This window comes from Novosphingobium silvae (assembly GCF_009856825.1).
Lineage (GTDB): Bacteria > Pseudomonadota > Alphaproteobacteria > Sphingomonadales > Sphingomonadaceae > Novosphingobium > Novosphingobium silvae.
The window spans coordinates 1-17,943 of sequence record NZ_WVTD01000002.1; the positions used below are offsets into that span (position 1 = coordinate 1).

17 protein-coding genes, 2 tRNA genes and 1 pseudogene are annotated in these 17,943 nt (G+C 62.5%); 8 read left to right on the forward strand and 12 right to left on the reverse strand.

Annotation, left to right across the window (positions count from 1 at the left end; all coding sequences use genetic code 11):
• Positions 1-143: 143 nt before the first annotated feature.
• Entirely contained in the window at positions 144-569 is a 426-nt protein-coding gene (locus GR702_RS02875) for a thermonuclease family protein (RefSeq protein WP_160984475.1), read from the forward strand.
• Between the two features lie 8 nt (positions 570-577).
• On the opposite strand, the gene GR702_RS22630 is transcribed toward GR702_RS02875, so the two are convergent.
• On the reverse strand, positions 578-709 hold the full coding sequence (locus GR702_RS22630; protein ID WP_337192526.1) for a hypothetical protein: 132 nt from the start codon (positions 707-709) through the stop codon (positions 578-580).
• Between GR702_RS22630 and GR702_RS22250 the strand changes: the two genes are divergently transcribed.
• Positions 650-868, forward strand: a complete 219-nt coding sequence (locus tag GR702_RS22250) for a DUF5818 domain-containing protein (protein ID WP_337192523.1) — start codon at positions 650-652, stop codon at positions 866-868. The two genes, GR702_RS22630 and GR702_RS22250, sit on opposite strands and share 60 nt — an antisense overlap.
• Positions 868-1,071 (forward strand): DUF6961 family protein, encoded by a 204-nt coding sequence (locus GR702_RS02880; protein ID WP_160984854.1) that lies wholly within the window; start codon positions 868-870, stop codon positions 1,069-1,071. Before GR702_RS22250 ends, GR702_RS02880 begins: the two co-directional genes overlap by 1 nt.
• Positions 1,072-1,095: 24 nt before the next feature.
• Here the strand turns inward: GR702_RS02880 and GR702_RS02885 are convergent, their stop codons facing one another.
• The 6 genes and pseudogenes from GR702_RS02885 to GR702_RS02905 all read right to left on the reverse strand — a co-directional run bounded on the left by GR702_RS02885 (position 1,096) and on the right by GR702_RS02905 (position 6,238).
• Positions 1,096-1,335, reverse strand: a complete 240-nt coding sequence (locus GR702_RS02885) for a hypothetical protein (protein WP_160984476.1) — start codon at positions 1,333-1,335, stop codon at positions 1,096-1,098.
• Between the two features lie 70 nt (positions 1,336-1,405).
• A complete protein-coding gene (gene mobF / locus GR702_RS02890) occupies positions 1,406-4,336 on the reverse strand; it encodes a MobF family relaxase (RefSeq protein ID WP_419880280.1) in 2,931 nt (976 codons plus the stop codon).
• A pseudogene (locus GR702_RS22745) lies at positions 4,319-4,573 on the reverse strand (single-stranded DNA-binding protein); the annotation flags it as partial. The pseudogene GR702_RS22745 and the gene mobF, both read right to left, overlap by 18 nt.
• A 303-nt stretch (positions 4,574-4,876) precedes the next feature.
• Complete coding sequence (locus GR702_RS02895) at positions 4,877-5,305, reverse strand: DUF6915 family protein (RefSeq protein ID WP_160984478.1); 429 nt, start codon at positions 5,303-5,305, stop codon at positions 4,877-4,879.
• A 10-nt stretch (positions 5,306-5,315) separates the two neighbouring features.
• Positions 5,316-5,573 carry a DUF6878 family protein gene (locus tag GR702_RS22635; RefSeq protein ID WP_337192510.1) on the reverse strand — a complete coding sequence of 86 codons (258 nt, stop codon included), beginning with the start codon at positions 5,571-5,573 and terminating at the stop codon, positions 5,316-5,318.
• Positions 5,465-6,238, reverse strand: coding sequence for a tyrosine-type recombinase/integrase (locus GR702_RS02905; RefSeq protein WP_237449531.1), 774 nt, complete (start codon positions 6,236-6,238; stop codon positions 5,465-5,467). The genes GR702_RS22635 and GR702_RS02905 overlap by 109 nt, the downstream gene beginning before the upstream one ends.
• A gap of 94 nt (positions 6,239-6,332) precedes the next feature.
• Between GR702_RS02905 and GR702_RS02910 the strand changes: the two genes are divergently transcribed.
• Positions 6,333-6,414 (forward strand) — tRNA-Lys (locus tag GR702_RS02910).
• A gap of 23 nt (positions 6,415-6,437) precedes the next feature.
• Here the strand turns inward: GR702_RS02910 and GR702_RS02915 are convergent.
• A complete protein-coding gene (locus GR702_RS02915; RefSeq protein ID WP_160984479.1) occupies positions 6,438-8,165 on the reverse strand; it encodes a GMC oxidoreductase in 1,728 nt (575 codons plus the stop codon).
• A gap of 69 nt (positions 8,166-8,234) precedes the next feature.
• Between GR702_RS02915 and GR702_RS02920 the strand changes: the two genes are divergently transcribed.
• Positions 8,235-9,218, forward strand: coding sequence for an aldo/keto reductase (locus GR702_RS02920; protein ID WP_160984480.1), 984 nt, complete (start codon positions 8,235-8,237; stop codon positions 9,216-9,218).
• A 122-nt stretch (positions 9,219-9,340) separates the two neighbouring features.
• Positions 9,341-9,416: transfer RNA gene (locus GR702_RS02925), tRNA-Lys, on the forward strand.
• A gap of 82 nt (positions 9,417-9,498) precedes the next feature.
• Here the strand turns inward: GR702_RS02925 and GR702_RS02930 are convergent.
• The 4 genes from GR702_RS02930 to GR702_RS02945 form a co-directional block, all read right to left on the reverse strand.
• Entirely contained in the window at positions 9,499-9,813 is a 315-nt protein-coding gene (locus GR702_RS02930) for a PilZ domain-containing protein (RefSeq protein WP_160984481.1), read from the reverse strand.
• 62 nt (positions 9,814-9,875) lie between these two features.
• Entirely contained in the window at positions 9,876-10,070 is a 195-nt protein-coding gene (locus GR702_RS02935) for a hypothetical protein (RefSeq protein WP_160984482.1), read from the reverse strand.
• Positions 10,070-14,353, reverse strand: a complete 4,284-nt coding sequence (locus GR702_RS02940; RefSeq protein ID WP_160984483.1) for a translocation/assembly module TamB domain-containing protein — start codon at positions 14,351-14,353, stop codon at positions 10,070-10,072. The genes GR702_RS02935 and GR702_RS02940 overlap by 1 nt, the downstream gene beginning before the upstream one ends.
• Complete coding sequence (locus GR702_RS02945) at positions 14,353-16,548, reverse strand: autotransporter assembly complex protein TamA (protein WP_237449532.1); 2,196 nt, start codon at positions 16,546-16,548, stop codon at positions 14,353-14,355. The genes GR702_RS02940 and GR702_RS02945 overlap by 1 nt, the downstream gene beginning before the upstream one ends.
• Between GR702_RS02945 and GR702_RS21995 the strand changes: the two genes are divergently transcribed.
• Both GR702_RS21995 and GR702_RS02950 read left to right on the forward strand, forming a co-directional pair.
• Positions 16,547-16,774: a hypothetical protein gene (locus tag GR702_RS21995; RefSeq protein ID WP_202408071.1), complete on the forward strand. Its 228-nt coding sequence runs from the start codon at positions 16,547-16,549 to the stop codon at positions 16,772-16,774. The genes GR702_RS02945 and GR702_RS21995 overlap by 2 nt on opposite strands.
• A 1-nt stretch (position 16,775) precedes the next feature.
• Entirely contained in the window at positions 16,776-17,861 is a 1,086-nt protein-coding gene (locus GR702_RS02950) for a YihY/virulence factor BrkB family protein (protein ID WP_337192511.1), read from the forward strand.
• Positions 17,862-17,943: the final 82 nt, after the last annotated feature.

The window sequence follows — 17,943 nt, forward strand, 5'->3', positions numbered from 1 at the left end:
GTATATCTGACCACGACACGATCAGATCCGCCTGCACATCACCATCACGTCGCATCGCCATCGTCGCTGACCGCCTTCTTTCCGTATCCAGGCTGAATCAGATCACACCGACTTCGTCAACGCGCTGCTAAGGTGGTTATCTGATGCTTGCCCTCCTTGCCGCCTCGATCGTCGCCTCCAATCAGACCTTCACCTGCACACCAACCCATGTCTGGGATGGAGATGGCCCGGTCTGGTGTGCGGAAGGGCCCCGCATTCGCATCGCTGGCATCGCTGCCCGGGAAATGGGTGGCAGCTGCCGCACCAATCAGCCCTGCCCCGATGCCACGGCGATCGAGGCACGCGATGCGCTCGTCCAGCTGATGGGCGGCGCGCGCGGGACGATCCCGACCGGTCACGTTGTGGTTCGAGGTCCGCCGCTGTCGTGCCGTTCCGAAGGTTCCGCAGGCGGAAGCCGCACGGCTGCCTGGTGCCGCCTGCCCTCCGGCGCAGATCTCTCCTGCGCGATGATCCGTACGCGAACGGTGCTGCGATGGGACCGGTACTGGAAAGGGCCAGCGTGCCGGTAAGCCCCGACCTACACTTTCGTGGTGAGCTGGTCGAAGGGCAGCTTGGCCTCGTGCTCCAGGCAGGCGGCGGCCACTGGGAACTGGATGCGCCGAGGTCGGCTCGACGCCTTGTCGGCCGCGAGGTCGAGGTCACTGGCCACCGTGCAGGCTTCAACGGCTTGATCTGCAAGCAAGTCTGGCCGGCAGGGACAGCCCAACCTCGCCGAATGCAGCTTCCAATCGAACGCCTGCTCGTTGGTGGTTTCGTGATTTACGGACTTCTGGCGCCCCTGGCCGGGCTTGCCGGACAGCTTTCTTGATGCTCAGCGATTGGGAACTCTGGGCCTGTGCCAACCATGTTCTGCAAACCCATGGCGACAAGGCACCGTTGCACGTCGCCGAGCAGATTGGCGCTCTCGCTCTCGCTCTCGCGCACGACCAGGCTGGAATTCGTGCGTGGCAGGCCATTGCTGAGCGGATTGTCCAGCTGACCTCCAACCGTGAAGGCGCCCGGCTGCAGTAGCCGTCTTCGACGCTGCCGCCTCGTTCATCCGATCGGCGATAGATCGCCTGGAAACAGACATGCCTGCGCGCTGGATGGGCCACTGGCATCGCCTTCGATCCTGAAACCACGCATGCGCTCCACCAGATGGCGGGCAAGATCGACACGGGCACTGCGCTGTACACGCGGATCATCGGCATTGAGGCAAACAAGGGTGTGCTCTGGCGCAACGGCCAGGGCGACTTCGAGGTGGGTCAGAAGAAGGTCGTCAGAGATTCGGCGCATGCGCCCTTGAGAACAAATAAAGAACATGTAGTCAACCGACGGCGATCGGAGAGGTGCGAAAGGCGGAACACTATATGCCGATCTCGAACGGTTTGGTGATCGTCCGATCGAGCTCTGGGGGCTTGCGTTTAGGCGCAGGTGCCAAGCGATCCTTGGCCTGCCCTTTGGCGGCTGCATCGCGCAGCAGATCGACCGTTTCGAGGGCCGAGCGCTTCATGCCGGCGTTGCGCTCGACCGCCGCTTCGAGCTTGCCGGCATGATCGACATACAGGGTGAAGCCATCGCGCAGCCGGGTGATCGTCACGAGAAACGTTTGCTGATTGGCCAGATTGCGTTCGCGGCTGTCCATGACCGCGATACCGCGGTCGGACGTGAGACCCTGGGCCATATGGGCATTGAGCGCATAAGCAAGATCGAGACGGCGGAGCATCGGATCGCCCTGCTCCAGCCTGTGCTCTGCGCCGAGAGATGTCTTCACAACGACCCCGGCGCTGTCGACTACAACAATCCGAGCCTGGTCGGCATTAAGCAGGCCCCGCGTGTGATCGGTCTCGGTCCATCGGATCCGGTCATGGGTGTGGATGTCGATTTCGCGCACCTCGAAGAGCCGCAGTGCATCCTGCTCACCTTGTGGCCGGAACTTGCCCGGACGAAGCTCGAACTGGCGCCCCCGTTCGTTCTCCAGTGTAACCCGCTCGCGCTCGGTGTCCGCCGAGGCCACGCGATACTCGCCGGGTGAAAGGCCCTGCCCTCGTTGGCGGCGCACGACCTCGACCACCATGCCGGGCGCATAGGTGCTGGCATAACGCAGCTCTTCGCGGGTGACGTTGACGCGCGACAGGGTACTGAGGCGCATCGCCCCAGGTCCCAATTCCCCGTTTGCCTTCAGGCCCGTCTGTACGGCTTCGTTCACGGCGCTGCGCAGGGCTCGGCCTGAAGCGTAAATTGCGGTTCCCTCGCGCTCCCCTGATGGGAGCGACAGCCATGCCGCCGCAGCCTCGACGGCAGCTACGTTTCCCACCTCGATCACCTGGGGCGCCAGATGACGCATGGCGTCCTCGATCCGTCCCTCTTGGGCAGCCTGCTGGGCATCACGCAGCATCTCGGTCCGCGCCCTGAGGTTGGTGCCCATCACTGCAGTCTCTATCCCAGCCTGCTGCATCACATCAAACGGCTTGCCGGCATCGACAGCGCCCAGCTGCTTGCGGTCGCCAATGCTGGCGAAGCGGCCGAGTTCGAGCAGGTTTGCCAGCCGCACCAGCTTTTCCTTGTCGGCATTGCCGACCATGGAGGCTTCGTCGAGCAGCACGACCGTACCGCGCATAGCCGCGCGCGCCTCGCCAAGACGAGCCGCGTCAGCCCCTTCGAGCAGGTCGCGGTGCTGGCCCAAAAACCGCGATACGGTCATCGACGGGATGCCCGTCTCGCGCTCGAGCATCTGGACCAGCGTGTTCTGCACAGCGAGCCCGAGTACGGCCCTGCCCTCCTCGCGCAAAATGTCCGCCACGGGCTTGAGGACTGTGCTCTTGCCCGCACCGGCGACGCCCTGGATCGCGACGATGCGGTTGTGAGATCCAAGCAGCAAACGCCCTGCCCCTTCCTGCCCGGGGTTGAGGGTAATGCCGTATTTGATCTGGGAGAGGGCCTGCAGCCGTGTCCCTGCGAGGTCCGGTGCAATGATCGCCGGGGCCACACCGCGCCCACTTTCGACCGCCGCAATGATACGTTGCTCAAGGCTGACCGCATCACGCGTTGTCAGGAGGTCCCGGCCGCCTCCCCTGCCCCTTTCCAGATGACCCTGACGCACGAGCTGGTCGACCCGGTGCTCGATCTCGGCAAGCGAGGTCGGCAGCGCAAAGCCGAGCGCCGCGCGATAGATCTCCGAGCGGGTGAAGGCTGCTTCCCGCTCGCCCAGATGCCGGACAGCCGAGGCAACCGCATGGATCGCGGCGACCTGCTCCGCACTGCGGTTTCCCATACGTGCGGGTATCAGCGGATCGCCTTCACGCAGGCCCAGCCGTTCGGCAAAGGCGGCTGCAAGGGCTTGCCCTTGGTGGACAAGCGCTCGCACGGAAGGGCCAAAGCCGGTCACGTTTCCGAGGTCTTGCGCACTGCGTGCATTGGCTCTGGCAATGACCACGGCGGGGTCAAAGCCGAGCCTCGCGGAGGTCTCCCGCCACTGCTGCGTCAGCGCTTCGCGATCCTCGATCTGCCCCTTTTCGGCTCGGGTCATCAAGGTTGCGGCATCCAGGACGCCCGGCCCTGAGAAGTTCATTTGGGCAGCTGCTTCCAGGATCTCTGCACGCCGGGAACTGAAGGCATCGCGCACGGCCTTGGGCACCCCGACGGCCTCGAAATTGCCGTGCTTGCCAAACTCCCCGACCTCGTAGCCGAGCTTCTCCACGTCCAGACGAAACCGGGCCATGGTCATGGCATTGAGGAGGGTATTGTGCTGCCAAAGCTTGTCGTTGCGCAGCGCCCGCCATTTGCCGTCCGGCCCCTGGGTCACATTGGCAATGACGGCATGGAAATGCGCATTGGGCTCCTGGTTGCGGTTGGTGTCGTGCTGGAAGAGCGCAATCGCAAGGTTGCCGGTCTGCACGACGCGCTCCCTGCCGCGGACATCCATCCGGGTCTCCGCGAGGTTTTTCTCGGCCCAGCGCAGGGTCTCCCGGACGGCCGCGGCGTAGGCGTCGAGGATCCGTTTGTCGCCGCCCACCAGCGCGAGGACCGACCAGCTTTTCGGCATAGAAAAAGTGAGATCGGTCCCTGCCCGATGCGCCCGATTGTCGCTGCCAACCCGGCTGCCATCGGGCAGCATGCCTTTGAGGATTGCCTCGAACTGCCGCGCATCAACGGTCCCATTGAGCCCCAGCGCGGCAGCGCCCTTCCCGAGCCATTCGCCGGAGCGGTCGGCATCGGCCCGCGTGTAGTAGTTGTCGGCAGCAAAGTAATTGGCCGCGCCGCCCGCGGTGCGAACATTGCGACCTTCGACCGTCACGAGCTGGCCCTTGGTGCAGTACTTGGCGACGTTCTGGCCGAGGCCGTTGAAGCAGGTGATCCGATGGAATTCGCTGTCCTTGGCGGTGTAGCCGTTCTCGTCCTTGTAGGTCTTGCCATCCTTGCGGGCGGGACGGTCGGTGACGACCGAGATCGAGGTGATGCTGGTGCCACCCTGGGTGGTGCGGGTTTCGGGGTCGCGAGCGATGCGGCCAACGAGGATAACGAGATTGGTCATGGGCTTTCTCCTGATCGAGCATTCCGGGTCCATCCCGGCTGCAAACCCGAGCAGAAGCGCCCCGCGGCGAAGCGCACCGGAGGGGAACCCGGAACTGGTTCGGGTGGTGCGGGCAGCCGGGCAAGGCCCGGCAACTCGGCCGGACCTGATCCGGGTTGCGCGTCTCGACGGGGGGTGATTCAGGGACAGGTTTGTATCGAAGCCGGGTGGAGCTGGATGCCGTGAACAGGTTTGCCCTGCCTCGTTTCCCTCCGGTTTTGGCCGGATCATTCCCCCGCCAGCCCTCCACCGGAGAACCCCTTCCTAGATCACGGTACGGACCGCTCCTTCAGCAGGTGGCCTGATCCTGGACGCAACTGCTTCGCCGGGGACAGGCATATCGATCGTCACCCCTTCAGCGCCGTCCAGAGGGTTGCCTCGAAGCATCCAGGCCTGCGGCGTGATCAAGCGCGCCCAGTCAGCAAAGGAGGGGATCGCGCCCAGGTCTTCGCGCACGTGCTGCTCGCCGACCAGGCGCACCGGAACGACCCGGCCATCGGCATTGACGAGTGTCTCGCCGAAGATCGCCTCCAGCATGAATATCCCCTCGGCATGGTGCCGCAGCGCGCGGTGCCGAGGGTCTGCCAGGATTGCCTTGGACTGGTCGAACCACTGGTGCAGCGGGAGATAGTCATCGACCGTGCCGCCCCATTTCCGGACCGACGAGAGGGCGTGGTAGTAGCAGTGGGCCATGCCGGGTCTCCTAGAGCTCGGTCGAGTGATCATCGGTCGCGGTGAAGCGCAGGCTGCAGTCGAGCACGAAGGTCGCTTCAGCCACATCGATCACCAGTTCGCCGCAGGCACCGTCGTTGATCTCCCAGCCAGGATGATGACGTTCGAGCGCCAGATAGGTCAGCTGCTCCAGCGCTTGCCCAAGTGACTGCAGCTCCTCGGAGCCGTAAGGACAAGCATCTGCACAAGGTGACCGAACGGATAGCCATCCTCGACCGCAGATTGCCATAGCGCCGCGAGTTCTCGGTCGCTGAGTACGCGATCACGAGGTTCATTCCGCTTCGGACGCCACGCGTCCCGGCAGGGATTAGCAGGCATATGCTCGAGTCTGGTGAGTGCCCACGTGTAGAAGGTCGAAAGATGGCGATAGACGATCCGCGCCATCGTCAGGGTTTCCTTGCCCCGCTCGAATGCGATCTTCTCAACAAAGCGGCTCACGTCACCTCGGGTAATGGAGTCCGCGAGGCGGTCTCCCAGCTCAGGCTCAATGTACTTTCGGAAGACCCGATCGAACTCCCTCGCGCTGCGCTTTTTGCCCTCGATCTGCTGGGACAGATACGTCTCGTAGAGCTCGGCAACCGTACCGACGCCCTTTGACCCCTGCCTCTTAGCACCCGGCTTCCTGGCAATGCTCTTGCCCTGCTCGACATCGACAAGCAGATCGCGCGCCTTCTTACGCGCATGGGCGAGGGTAAAACTCGGACCATGGCGCCCGATGGTCACATTCAACCACTTGCCCTGAACCCGCTTGCGCAGAATGTACGTCTTGATACCACTGGCGCCCATGCGAAGCCTCAGGCCGGGGACGATACCATCGGCCAGCTCAATCTGACCAGCCGCCGGCGCCTTGAGTCCTGCGATCTTCGCGTCCGTCAAACCTACTTTGTTCGCCATATGTACCTGCTACCTTAGGTAGCTTTTTGTAGTGGATACTGGCGAACATTTGAAGAACAATGCGGACTGTGAATCCCGGATTTCCGCCATTTTTGGACACATGCGGATGCGCTAGGACCCTCTGATCATGGCTCTTAATCAGCGGGTCCTTGGTTCGAGCCCAAGTGCGTCCACCATCCTCTTTAGATGAACGCTCCCATCATTGTGAGAAGTTCGTCTTCTGCCAAGCTGTCTGATGCGCGCCCTGTCCGGGCGCCTGCTCGCCATCGGCGAACTGCTCGCACCTATCTTCAAGACCCCTTTCATCGCGTCGGCCAGCCCTCTCGCCGACAAGCCGATCGCGTATGTGGTCGGCAAGGCGCAGAGCAAGGGCTACGATGGTGAAGGTGGGATTGACGTGACCTCCGGTCGAGAAGGTCGCGCAACTCGCTACGAACAGGTTGTCCACTCCGTGAACCTGGCAGTTGGCATCGACGACGCCGCTTTCTGGACCTTCGGACATGCGAAGCGTCGCGATATGATGATATGTTCCGCTCAGTTCGTCTCCGATAGATCCTTGATCGAACAGCCAGTCGGCCTTTTCAACATGTCCGATCCCGGTCGCTTCGAAGTGATCTGAAAGGATTTCGGCAAAGCGAAGCGATGTACGCCGCTCTTCTTCGTTGACCCGCCACGCCACGCGGGCCCGTCGCATACCCAGGCGATCGCGATCATCGCACAAGGTGACGCGGCTTTCGGGATCCGGCTTCTGCTCAAGATCGATGACGAGGTCGATCCCTCGTACGGGAAAGGCAGCGTGACGCTTTTGCCATCCACGGCGCCAAAGATTGGAGACCGCCGACCCGGGATCTCGGGCAAGACGCAGGGCCGCCCCGCTTCGTCCGTAACCACGTGCACCCTCATCCGGAGCGATCCCGGCAAGCTCCTTGAAAGCTTCCCACCCACAATCGGGGTCGGCTTCGTATGTCAGAATGACACTGGCGTTCAGCAATTCGCTTTCCTGCTGCTCCTTTGCTGAAAGGGCAAAGCCGCTCTCATACTGAAGGCCCATGCGCGTAGCGAAGATGGCCAGCCGGTCCTGCAGCACCTTTGCCGCGCTGGCATTTGTGTGGAGGCGGCCAATGGACCCACGTGGATGTTGCATGAAGAACCGGCCTACCATGGGCATTGCCGCTCCCAGCCCGCCTGGCACATCTTCCGCGCTTGAAAGCAGGAGGCGAGCCGACTCGAGCCCTCCGGCGCAGAGGACGAACAGGTTGGCCTTGATGACGGCCTGCTTACCTTCCAACGTCGATACGGTAACCGCCTCTACCCGCTTCCCTCCTGCAGGCGCATGCCACCGGGTCACGTTCGCATGCAGAACCGCATCGATGTTCTCCGCCGACTTCAGCACGGCATCGTACTCGACGCCCCAGTTGCGATAAAGACGGCTACCAAGAGGCGCGTAGCGCCAGATGAAGTTCCTTAGTCTGGGATCAGTGATCGGCTCCAGCCCGAGCGCGCTCGCAGCGAGGCTGTCATCCTGCCAGGCACGCCGAAAGCCACACACCGCCCGAGCCGCTTCGTAGTACGGCTCCAGATCTTCAAGCCCTATCGGCCAACCCGAGTGTGGCACCCAGGCGCGCGCCTGGAAGTCTATGGCGTCAAGCTTGCCGCATCGGCCGGTCCACCGAGAGGTAGACCCTCCGAGCACACGATAGCGACCGGTGTCCATCGTCATCGAATGACCCGCCACCTCTCCTTCATATAGGCGCTGCGTCTCTGCCTCGGCACTGCCGCTGCCGCTTTCGAGAAGGCAGATGGAGAAACGGCTCCCCGCCAAAGCCTGCGCAATGGAAATCCCTGCAGCACCCGCGCCGATCAGGCAGACGTCGTACTGCAGTTGCCCGGCGGGGATCTGATCCGTCCGCAAGTCAGATACCGCCATTTTACCTCCTGTTCGGCTTGCCACCATGTTAACCAGACGTCATGGTTAACGAAAGACGGAGGATCGATAATGGATGTTGTTACACCGCTCTGGCCTCGTGATCTTCGATTATGCTTCGGAACTGCAAACATCTTGAATGGGCGAAGTGAAGTAGAAGCCGCACGCCTTATGGATGCAGCGCTCGACGAAGGAATACGGTACTTCGATACCGCGCCAATGTATTGTGGTGGCCACGCCGAACGCTTGGTTGGACATGTTGCCTGCCGTCGGCGGGGCAAGATGTTCATCGCCACGAAAGCTGGCATGCTGCCGCCGAGCACTTCGCTCCCGGCCCGGGCGGCACGCAGGATCGCTCAGGCGGCGGGTGTATCCCCTCCAGCCTTTGCAGTTCCGCCCAGCCGTCAATTTAAGCCGGTGCAGGTGGCGGCAAGCTTGCAGACCAGCCTTCGCCAGCTAGGCAAGAGTCGGATCGACATGCTCCTGCTCCACGAACCCAAGCCGCAGGACATAACCGACGATCTCCTGACCTTGCTTCAGGACCGCAGGGACCAAGGCGACATCGGTCAATTTGGGTTGGCAACCGGCAGACAGGCCACGAAGGACATTATGGCACGATATCCGGGGGTCTTTTCCTACGCGCAGGTGCCGGACGCAATGGGCGATCGGAACGAAGTTGCCATCAGCCGTAGCGCCGCGACCATCATCGGAAGTCACTCTTTGTTGGGGGAGCGATTTGCCAGTTTGGTGAGGCGCCTGACTGCAGATGACCTCTTGCAGGCCCGGTGGCGAAGCACGCTGGGCATTGATGCGCTCGATACATCTGAACTCGCTAGGCTCTTCCTTGCGGAGGCGCTCGACTACAACGACGCAGGGCCGGTTCTGTTCTCCTCTGGCAACGCTCGGAACGTTCGCGCTAACGTCCGTCTGCTTTCAGAGCCGATTGATCGGCAGAAGATCGCGGCGCTGCGGGCCCTCGTCCAATGCATGGGCATAATTGAAGCCGAAACAAGCCCTCGCGAAGCCCGGCGTTCGAGCGCCCGACGGCGCCGATAGAGTCTGCAGCGACACCATGCCAAAGATGGATGTGACAGGCGAAAACGGCTGTGGATAAGTTTTCGCCGTGGAACGAAGGCTGTTGCAAAATCATCGAAAGATCTTAAAGGCGCTGTCGGAACGGACGCATAGCTCAGTTGGTAGAGCAGCTGACTCTTAATCAGCGGGTCCTTGGTTCGAGCCCAAGTGCGTCCACCATCCCCTTCTCACTTGCCCCTAAGGCGCCCGGATAAAAGGCGGCGCAGTGCTCGCTGGCGACGTGGCACGGATGCTCGCGCGTTCACTCTATAGTGACACCATAGAGCTTTCCCAGATCCTCGATCAACCGTCCGCTGAGCGCATCGACAAACTCCAGGCCAACTTTCTCGTCACTGAGCCAGCGAACCTGTGCTTCGATCGGCTTGAGATGAGCGACATTCAAGCGCAGGCGCTCCCCCGGAACGAATGCGCTACTGCTGCCGACAATGCTGCACCCACCTTGTGAGATATCGCCAAGCTCCACCGGAAAGACGTGCCAGCTCGACTTGCGACATCGTGCGTGCAGCAGCACCGTGTGCCTGGCAGCCAGCCGATCGCCCTGTTCATTGTCCTGCATGTGCTTCCCCCGATAACGCAGGACTAGTACGTAGCCTCGAGAAGTAAATCGGACGTTTCGTTTCAGTCCGGAACGACTTTCTCAGGCTGCTCTTCAGGACCCCCCGTAACCGCGATCGCGTGATCGATCGATTTCGCCTTCTCGACGATCGTTCGGCTCACGTTCTGGTAGCGCTCGTCGAAGTCGGGCTCGCGGCTGCAGGCCACCAAGGTGGCAACTGCAGCAACGAGCGTGACGATGTTCAGGGCTCGACGCATCAATAGTCCTTCTTGATGCGCACGTTGAGGCTGTTGACGCCCGAACCGCCTGCCTGGCTCAGCACCGAAAGCCACTTCGTCACGCTGACTTCAAGCTGGGTGGCGGTAAAGCCGCGCGCGTCGGTGATCAGTTCGACATATATATCGTCGGTCAGGTACTGACCCGCAGCCACCGCGGTTCCGCGTCCTGTGGCCTCATCGGCGCCCAGGATGCGAAGCCGATCGATACCGGTCGCCGAACGCAGCTTTCCTAGGGGGTTCAGCCCGCCTCCGCTTCCACGCAGCGAGTTGAGCGAGGATGCCAGTTGCACTGCCTGGATCGCCGAAAGATTGGCGATCGAGCTTCCAAAAAGGATGCGCGACAGGACTTCGTCATCCGGAAGGCTTGGCGTCGACGAGAAATCGATCTGCGGATTGAACGCCTGCCCCGTCACGTTGACGCTTACAGCAATGTCTTCGATGTCCTCCGTGGCGGTGATTGCCACCGTCGGATCGATCGTCTGCCCGCCGGTGAAGGATACCAGGCCCTTGGTGATTTCGAAGGAGCGGCCGGCAAAGCCGAGAGTGCCGCGAACCAGTTCCACCTCGCCGGCCACCGATGGTGCAGCGCTGGTTCCCGTTACGCGGAAGTCGGCGCTCCATTCAGATTCCAGTCCCATTCCCGAAACATAGAGCTTTTCGGGAGCACGCAGGCGCAGGTCGAGCCGTACCAGTGCAAAGGCACTTGGTCCGGTGGTTGCGGGTTCGTCACCAGAGATGCGCTGCGGCCCCACTGGCGGCTTGAAGCGGACGCCGGTCAGGCGGGGCACTTGTGCCGAGCCTTGGCGCACGATTTCATACCGGGTTTCTGGAAGCCTGATCTCGCCTGCGAGGAGTGCCGGCTGTCCTGCCGCCTTTGTCAGATGCAGATCTCCCGAAGCGGTGGCGGAAAGTGCGTCGCTGCGGGCCAGGCGGGCCTCGTCAAGCTTGACCCGCAGATCCATGGGATAGCCCGCGTCAGCCGCAAGGCTTACCCGGCCGTTGGCGCTGACGCTTCCGCTGCCAGCCCGCGCAGTCAAGGATGTGAGTTCGAGAGTGTTGCCCGTGAACTTGCCGGAGATGGCCATGGAGCTGAGCCGCGTTCCGTAAGCCTGGTTCTCGTACACGAGATCACGCCCCTGGATGACCCCGTTGATGCACGGGTCCGACACACGGCACGAGAAGTCTGCCGCGAGCCCGATCGGACCTGAGAAAGTTTGCCCCGACAGGCCGGCGAAAGAGAAGAGAGTATCAGCCGGCCCGTTGTAGCGAATGCCGCCACCCAGTGGGGCTTCCAGCAGACGCGTCGTCCAAGACCCGGCCCCTGCTCCCAGCGGACGCAGGCTCGCCACCATGCGGCCGATCACGCTCCCGCGCCGACGGAAGACCATGCGAGCTTCTCCGCCGTCGTCCAGCAGCTTGCCGACGAAATTGATGTCGACAGGCTGGCTAACGGCACTTGAACTGGTGCGCGTGAAGTCATCCAGCGTCAGCCGCGCGTCCGCGCGGGGGAAGGCAGATGTGTTTGCCTGCTCGAAGTCGAGGCTGCCGCTGGCCTTGCCACCGATCCCGTAGCCAGGAACGAAGGCATTGACGATCGCCATGTCGATCCCTTCGAGGCGGCTCTGGATTTTCATCCCGTTACCGTAAGTTCCGGCTATCTTTGCATTGCCCCCACCGAACGCGATCTGCGTGGGCAGCAGTTCATAGCCATTGTCCTTCGGGATGATGCGCGCGGGCGTGCTGGTCTTGAGATCAAGTCCGCGCACCCGCCCTTGCAGCGCCACGCGCCAGATCTCAGGTTGAAGGTCGGCGTTCAGCCCCAGGCGGAATGGCACGCCGCTCACTCCCTCGATCAAACCCTTGGCTTTGCCGCGACCGTCACGGTAATCGACGATTACGCGAGCCGCCGCCAGATCGAGCGCACCGACGCTGGTTCCCGCGATCTGGGCGTCGGCAACGACATAGGGGCTATCATATAGAACCGCGCGGCCATCGATGATGGCGGATCCGATGGAAAGCTCGGCCGGTCCCTGGAAGTTGGCGTTTCGTGCCCTAAGATTGAAATCGACGGCCTGATACTTGCCTTCGGCATCCAGACGAACAAGCCCGCCAATGCCGTTTCCGTTTGCGGTCAGCTGCCCGGAGAAAGGACCGGTCCGCGTCTGGACGATGCGACCGGCGAACTCCACGCCCGACAGATTGGCCTTGTTGATCTGAACCGACGTGGCCGCTCCCAGCCCGAGGTTCACATCCGCGGTAAGCGGGCCGTAATCCGTGTCAGCCTTTGCATCGAGGTGGTAACCGCCCGGAGCGCCCTTGATACGAGCATCAAGGTTAGCAAGGCCGATGCCCAGCCCGGGGCGCTCGGCTGTAATGTGAGCATCGGGGTTCTGAATGGTGCCGATGACACGGACGCCGAGCGCGCCATACTGCTTGGACGTCCCCTTTGCGGCGAGGGATATTCGTCCATTAGGCGACCAGCTTCCCTGCCCGTTCGTGACCTGTAGCAAAGGCGCGTTCAGCCGGACGCCCGAGAAGCGCGCCACGCCATCCGAACCATACCGCACGTTCGAGGAGGCCGAGAAGTTGCCGCCGAGGTAAGTCTGGAGGCTCTCGTTCAGAAGTCGCGTGGAGCGTGCCCTGACCGTACCTTGCAGGGCGAAGCCCTGTCCTTCGGTCTTGAGGTCCATATCGGTGTTGATGTCGAAGATACCGACACTATCGAGACGATAGTTGTCGATCCTTCCATCGACTGCACCCGTGTAGAGGCCCTTGCTCATGTCGGCTAGCAGGATCAGCTTGGCGTCGATCCGATCCGAACGCAGCCGCATGTTGTCCGAAAGAATGCGTGGGCCTTCGATTGCTAGGTCGCCGTTCAGCGAAACGTTTGCAAGGCTGCCGCCAGCGACGGTGTCGAGACCGGTTATGCGGCCAACCCTTGCTGCTACGGGGATCATGATGTGGTCGGCATCGACTGTAGCCGCGCCTCGAGCCGAGAGGTTCTCGAGCCCCATGTCGTTCATGACGATCCGACGCGCAGCGAGTTGATAGTTGACGGTCGGCGTCGCGAATGCGCCATCCAAAGCCAGGTTGGCGGTCAGCCCTGCCCCGCTCAGGTTCTCGGCGATCGCGGACGGCTTGGTAAGCACGAGCGCAAGCTTTAGGTCGTCGAAACTGTTTTCCGACAGATCGACCACACCGTCAGGCGTGAGGTTGAACGCATCGCTCCAGATCCTGCCGGTCAACTTGGCGCGGCGCTTTTCGAAGGCAGCCACGATGTCGAGGTTCATGACCGGGCCCAGCAGGTTGGCGATCGGTCCGGTGAAGAGCCGGGCAATGCGCGTCGGCCCCTTGATCGCGAACGTGCCGTTTCGGGCCGTCAGCGCCAGGCGCGTGAGTTCGCCGCCGCCATGATCCGCGTTAAGGTTGCCGTTCCATGCAGCCCAGTCGCCCTTGCCGGCGAGCCTGAGCGTGGTGGGTTCGTTCAGCCCGGCGAGCGTGGCGATGAGCCCGCCGCGAGGGGCCTCCATGTCGAGATCGATATCAAGCCTATTATTCTCAGGCACCGCATCAAGCAGAACCTTGAAGCGATCGCCACCGCCCTTGCCTGCGACAGCTATGGTGCCACCCTTGGCGTCGATCTGGGCACGACCATCGGCAATGTGGGCCTGCCCCGCGACTGTCATGATCCGCCGCTGTCCCGACACCGGGGGTTCGGCGATGAAACGGTCTATGCGCAGGTTGCCGATGTCGATGTCGAGGTCGGGCAGCAGAGGAGCATCACTGGGCGGCGTCTCTCGAAATTGCGGAGAGCGGCGCAGGACGACCCGCTGGGCCGTGGCGCTGCGAACGTCGACATGGTTATCCAGGTAGGCGAAAGGACGCCAGTCAACCCGAATCTCGGGCGAGTACAGGAATTCGCCGCGCAGATCGCGGACCGAAAGCCCGCGAAGAACCATCTTGCCGTAAAGCGAACCGTCGATCCGTGCGACCGAGATCCGCATGCCGTTCTGGAACTCCAGGCCGGCAATCTGGTCGGCGACGAAGCGGCGGCCTGGTCCCGTGTTGATGCCCAGGATAACGGCAAGCAGAAATGCGACGAGGCCGAGCAGCACGAAGGCAACTGTCTTGAGCGCCCTTACCCTGATCTTGTGCCACCGGGAATGTCGAGGCGTGGCGCCTTCTGCTTCGGTCGAAACGGTAACCACCTGCTGCTCGGCGCCTTGGTTGCTGGATGCGATGATATCGTCGGGTCCGGACATCAGAATGCCTGCCCGATCGAGACGTAGATGTTGAAACGCGACTCGCCCGGCTTGCGGCCCAGCGGAGTTGCGACATCGAGGCGGACCGGCCCGAAGTTCGTGTAGAAACGTCCGCCGATGCCCACGCCGTAGCGCAGATCAGAGAACTGCGGCATCGTTTCACGGTAGGCCTGACCGGCATCGACGAAGGCGACGACGCCATAGTTGCCGAACCGATAGCGAGCTTCGAACGATCCCTCGTTCAGGCTGCGGCCGCCGACCGGATTGCCGTCCGGCGCCTGTTCGCCAAGCGCCTGATACGCATATCCCCGGACGGAGCCACCACCGCCCGCATAGAGACGGCGCGAAGGGGCAATGTCGAAGAGCCCCGCGCCCTGTATCGTACCAACGCGAACGCGCGCGGCCAGCACGAGGCTGTCGGTCACCGAGTAGTACGTCGAGGCGTCGAGCCGCCCGCGAACATAGGGATCGAAACCGCCGCGCACCGTGGCTTCTGGTTGCAGCAGCATGGTCGCGCGGTAGCCCTTCGTCGGGTTCAAAAGGTCATCGGAGGTGTCAAACCCGACCTGTCCGTTGACGCCTGCGACGTAATAGGTGTTGCGCTTGCGTCCGCGCGTCGCCGCATCGTAATCGGTTTCGGCAGTCGCCAGGAACTCGACGCCAAATGCGTAGGTGTACCGCTTCTGCCAGATCGGAGTGGAATCGCGCGCGATGCGCGCAGCCAGGCGGCCGGTGTAGGCGCTATAGGCGTCGTAGTCGTTGTGAAAGGCCTCGGCCACCAGTTCGAATGTCCGGTCTCGCTTCCCCGCGTTCGAGCGGCGGAACGTCACGCCCGCACCCTGCTGCCGGGTGCCAAGAATGGCATTCGCTATCAGGGCGCCTTCAGGAGGGAACATGTTGCGATGGGTCCAGGTCGCCTGCGCGGTGATGCCCTCTCCCGCCGCGTAGCCAAGGGATCCGGCGATCGTCCGCGGCGGTCCTGCATCCTGCTGCACGTGCAACTGCACGTATTCGGTGCCATCGCCTGCCGCCTCGCCGGTCTTGCGCGGCTCCACCGCGACCGTCGAGAACAGGCTGGTGGCGACGAGCGCCTTGCGCAAGTCGTCGACCTTGCGGCTATCATATAGCTCGCCTCGCTTGAAGCGGGCCAGAACCTGGATGTGATCGGCATCGAAAGCCAGGTCACCGTCGGTGGTGAAACCGCCGAAGCGTCCGCGCGGGCCGATCGTGACAGGCAAGGTATATTCACCCTTTGCCGTCGCCTGGTCGAGGAGGATGTCTCGTTGACCCACTTCCGCAAACGGATAGCCATTCTCAGGAAGAGCCACGGCGATCTTGGCTTCGGCACCTTGGACGCGCTCCGCAACGATCGGTTCACCCACTTTCAGAGCGAAATTGTCTGCAATCAGGTTCGGCGGCGATGTCGGGTCCGCATTGATGACTATGTTCGAGAAAGTATACCGCTGGCCCGGCTGAACATCGATCACTGCCGTGGCCGTAGGGTCGGCCTGATCGCCCGGTGCTTCCATGCGAGTGCGTACGGTAGGGCTGTACCATCCCTCGGACGCCAGCACCGTCTCCATCAGCTGGCCGTCTTCCGTCAGACGAGCCGAGATCATCGCGGTATTGGCCGCCTTCCCGTCGCCCTTCTCCAGCGCCGAAAGAGACTGGAACTGATCCTTGAGGTTGGTTTCGGTTTCCTTGTCCGCAAGGTCGAGGCCGCGAAGATCGACGCGATAACGGACTTCTACATCCTTGTCGTCGTCAGGCGCCTCGTCCGCGAAGCGAACCGGCGTCACTTCGAACTGGTCGAGCGGCGGCAGCGGGGCCACCAACTCGGCGTCACGCACCGGCGCGTCGCCAACCTCCTCGTTTGCATCGGCATCGGCAAGGGCCGGATCTCCCAAGGGCGGCGCAGTGCCCGCATTCGGTTTTGCACCCGCCTGCTCCTCGGCAATGCGACGCTCGAACGCCTCGATCGATTCCAATGGGGCATCAAGCGCCGGGTCAGAGGACGCGTCGAGTTCGGGCACGGAAGCGTTGAACTCATCGTCCGGGATGATCGGCGCTACGTCGGGCAGCGGAGGCGCGGCAGGCGGCGTGGGAACCGGAACGTTTCCGGCGCGAACCTCGGCATCGTCCACGGTTGCAGGAGCCGCGCTCGTCGTGGTCGCGGTCCCGGCGTCCTGCGCCATGGCCGTGGAAGAAATCGCAGAAACGGTAAGCGCGATAGCTATCGCCTTGCTGGCGCAGCTGCTGCGCAACACAAGGGAACAAGGCGCACGATGGTCGATTAGCCTAGACATGGACAACGCGACGAATCACCCCTTTGCCGGACCGGCAAGCCCGGCCCCTCCTCAAAATGCCTATCGCACCGGTCCTGTGAAAGTTCCCTCGTTCACACAAGCTGGAAAGCATTAACGTGAATTCAGCCGAGAATGAACAGGATGGTGCTTCTTCTCCGAAGCCGGCCAAAACCCCCGGCTCGGATGCGAGCAGTCCTCTGAAGATGCCGCGCGCTGCCTGGGCCCGGGTCTTGAAGCGGGTGTGGGTCATGATCGGCTTTCACGAGCTTGGCCTGCTATCGGCGGGGCTGGCCTTCTATACTTTTCTCGCCATAACGCCGCTGATTGCGGCAACCGTGATGGTCTACGGCCTTGTCGCGGACGTCGCGATGGTGCGCAAGCAGATCGCCGCGGTCGTTGATGTGGTCCCGGCCGATGTCGCACGGCTTCTCGAAGAGCAGTTGATCAACATTATCTCCACCAATGCCGGCGTGACCGGAGTGGCGCTGGTGATCGCGCTTTTCTTCGCGGTCTACGGCGCGATGCGCGCTGCCGGCGGGATGATGAGCGCGCTCAACATCATAAACGAGGAGCGCGAGACACGCAGCATGGTGGCGACGACCCTTCGGACCGGAGGGCTTACCCTTGCAGCCATCCTGCTCGTGCTGACAGGTGTCCTGTCGGGCGGTGTCTTCGCATGGCTGCAGACGCAGACTTCCGTCTACCTGGGTGGCGCAACGCAGTTCCTGTTCAAGCTGCTTACGTGGACCTTCGCCATCGCACTCGGCAGCGCCGGTTTCGCGCTGATCATGCGGTATGGCCCGGATCGCAGGCCCGCGAAGTGGCGCTGGCTTGCGCCGGGGGCTCTCCTTGCGACGCTCCTGTGGCTGGCGGTGTCGTTCGGCTTTTCTCTCTATGTGGCTTACATCAGCAACTACAGCGCCACATACGGCTCGCTCTCAGCCATCGTGGTTTTCCTCATGTGGCTGTTTCTGTCGGCGTACGGCGTACTCCTGGGCGCTCTTGTCAACGCCGAGATCGAGCGTCAGACCTTCTGCGACACGACCGTTGGTCCGTCCCGCCCTGCGGGGCAGCGCGGCGCGGTGCTGGCTGATGTCATCGACGACCATATCCCCTCGGTCGACCAGCTGGATAAACACAAGCGCCGCCGCGCCGAAAAGGAGCGTCAGAAGGCAGACGGGACGCTCACCCCTGGGCAGTGAAAGAAAGCGGCTGCCGCTTCCAGCGAGTTGAGCCCTCAAATCGTGTCAGCGATCAGCCTTTCCCCCGATTGATACGACGCAC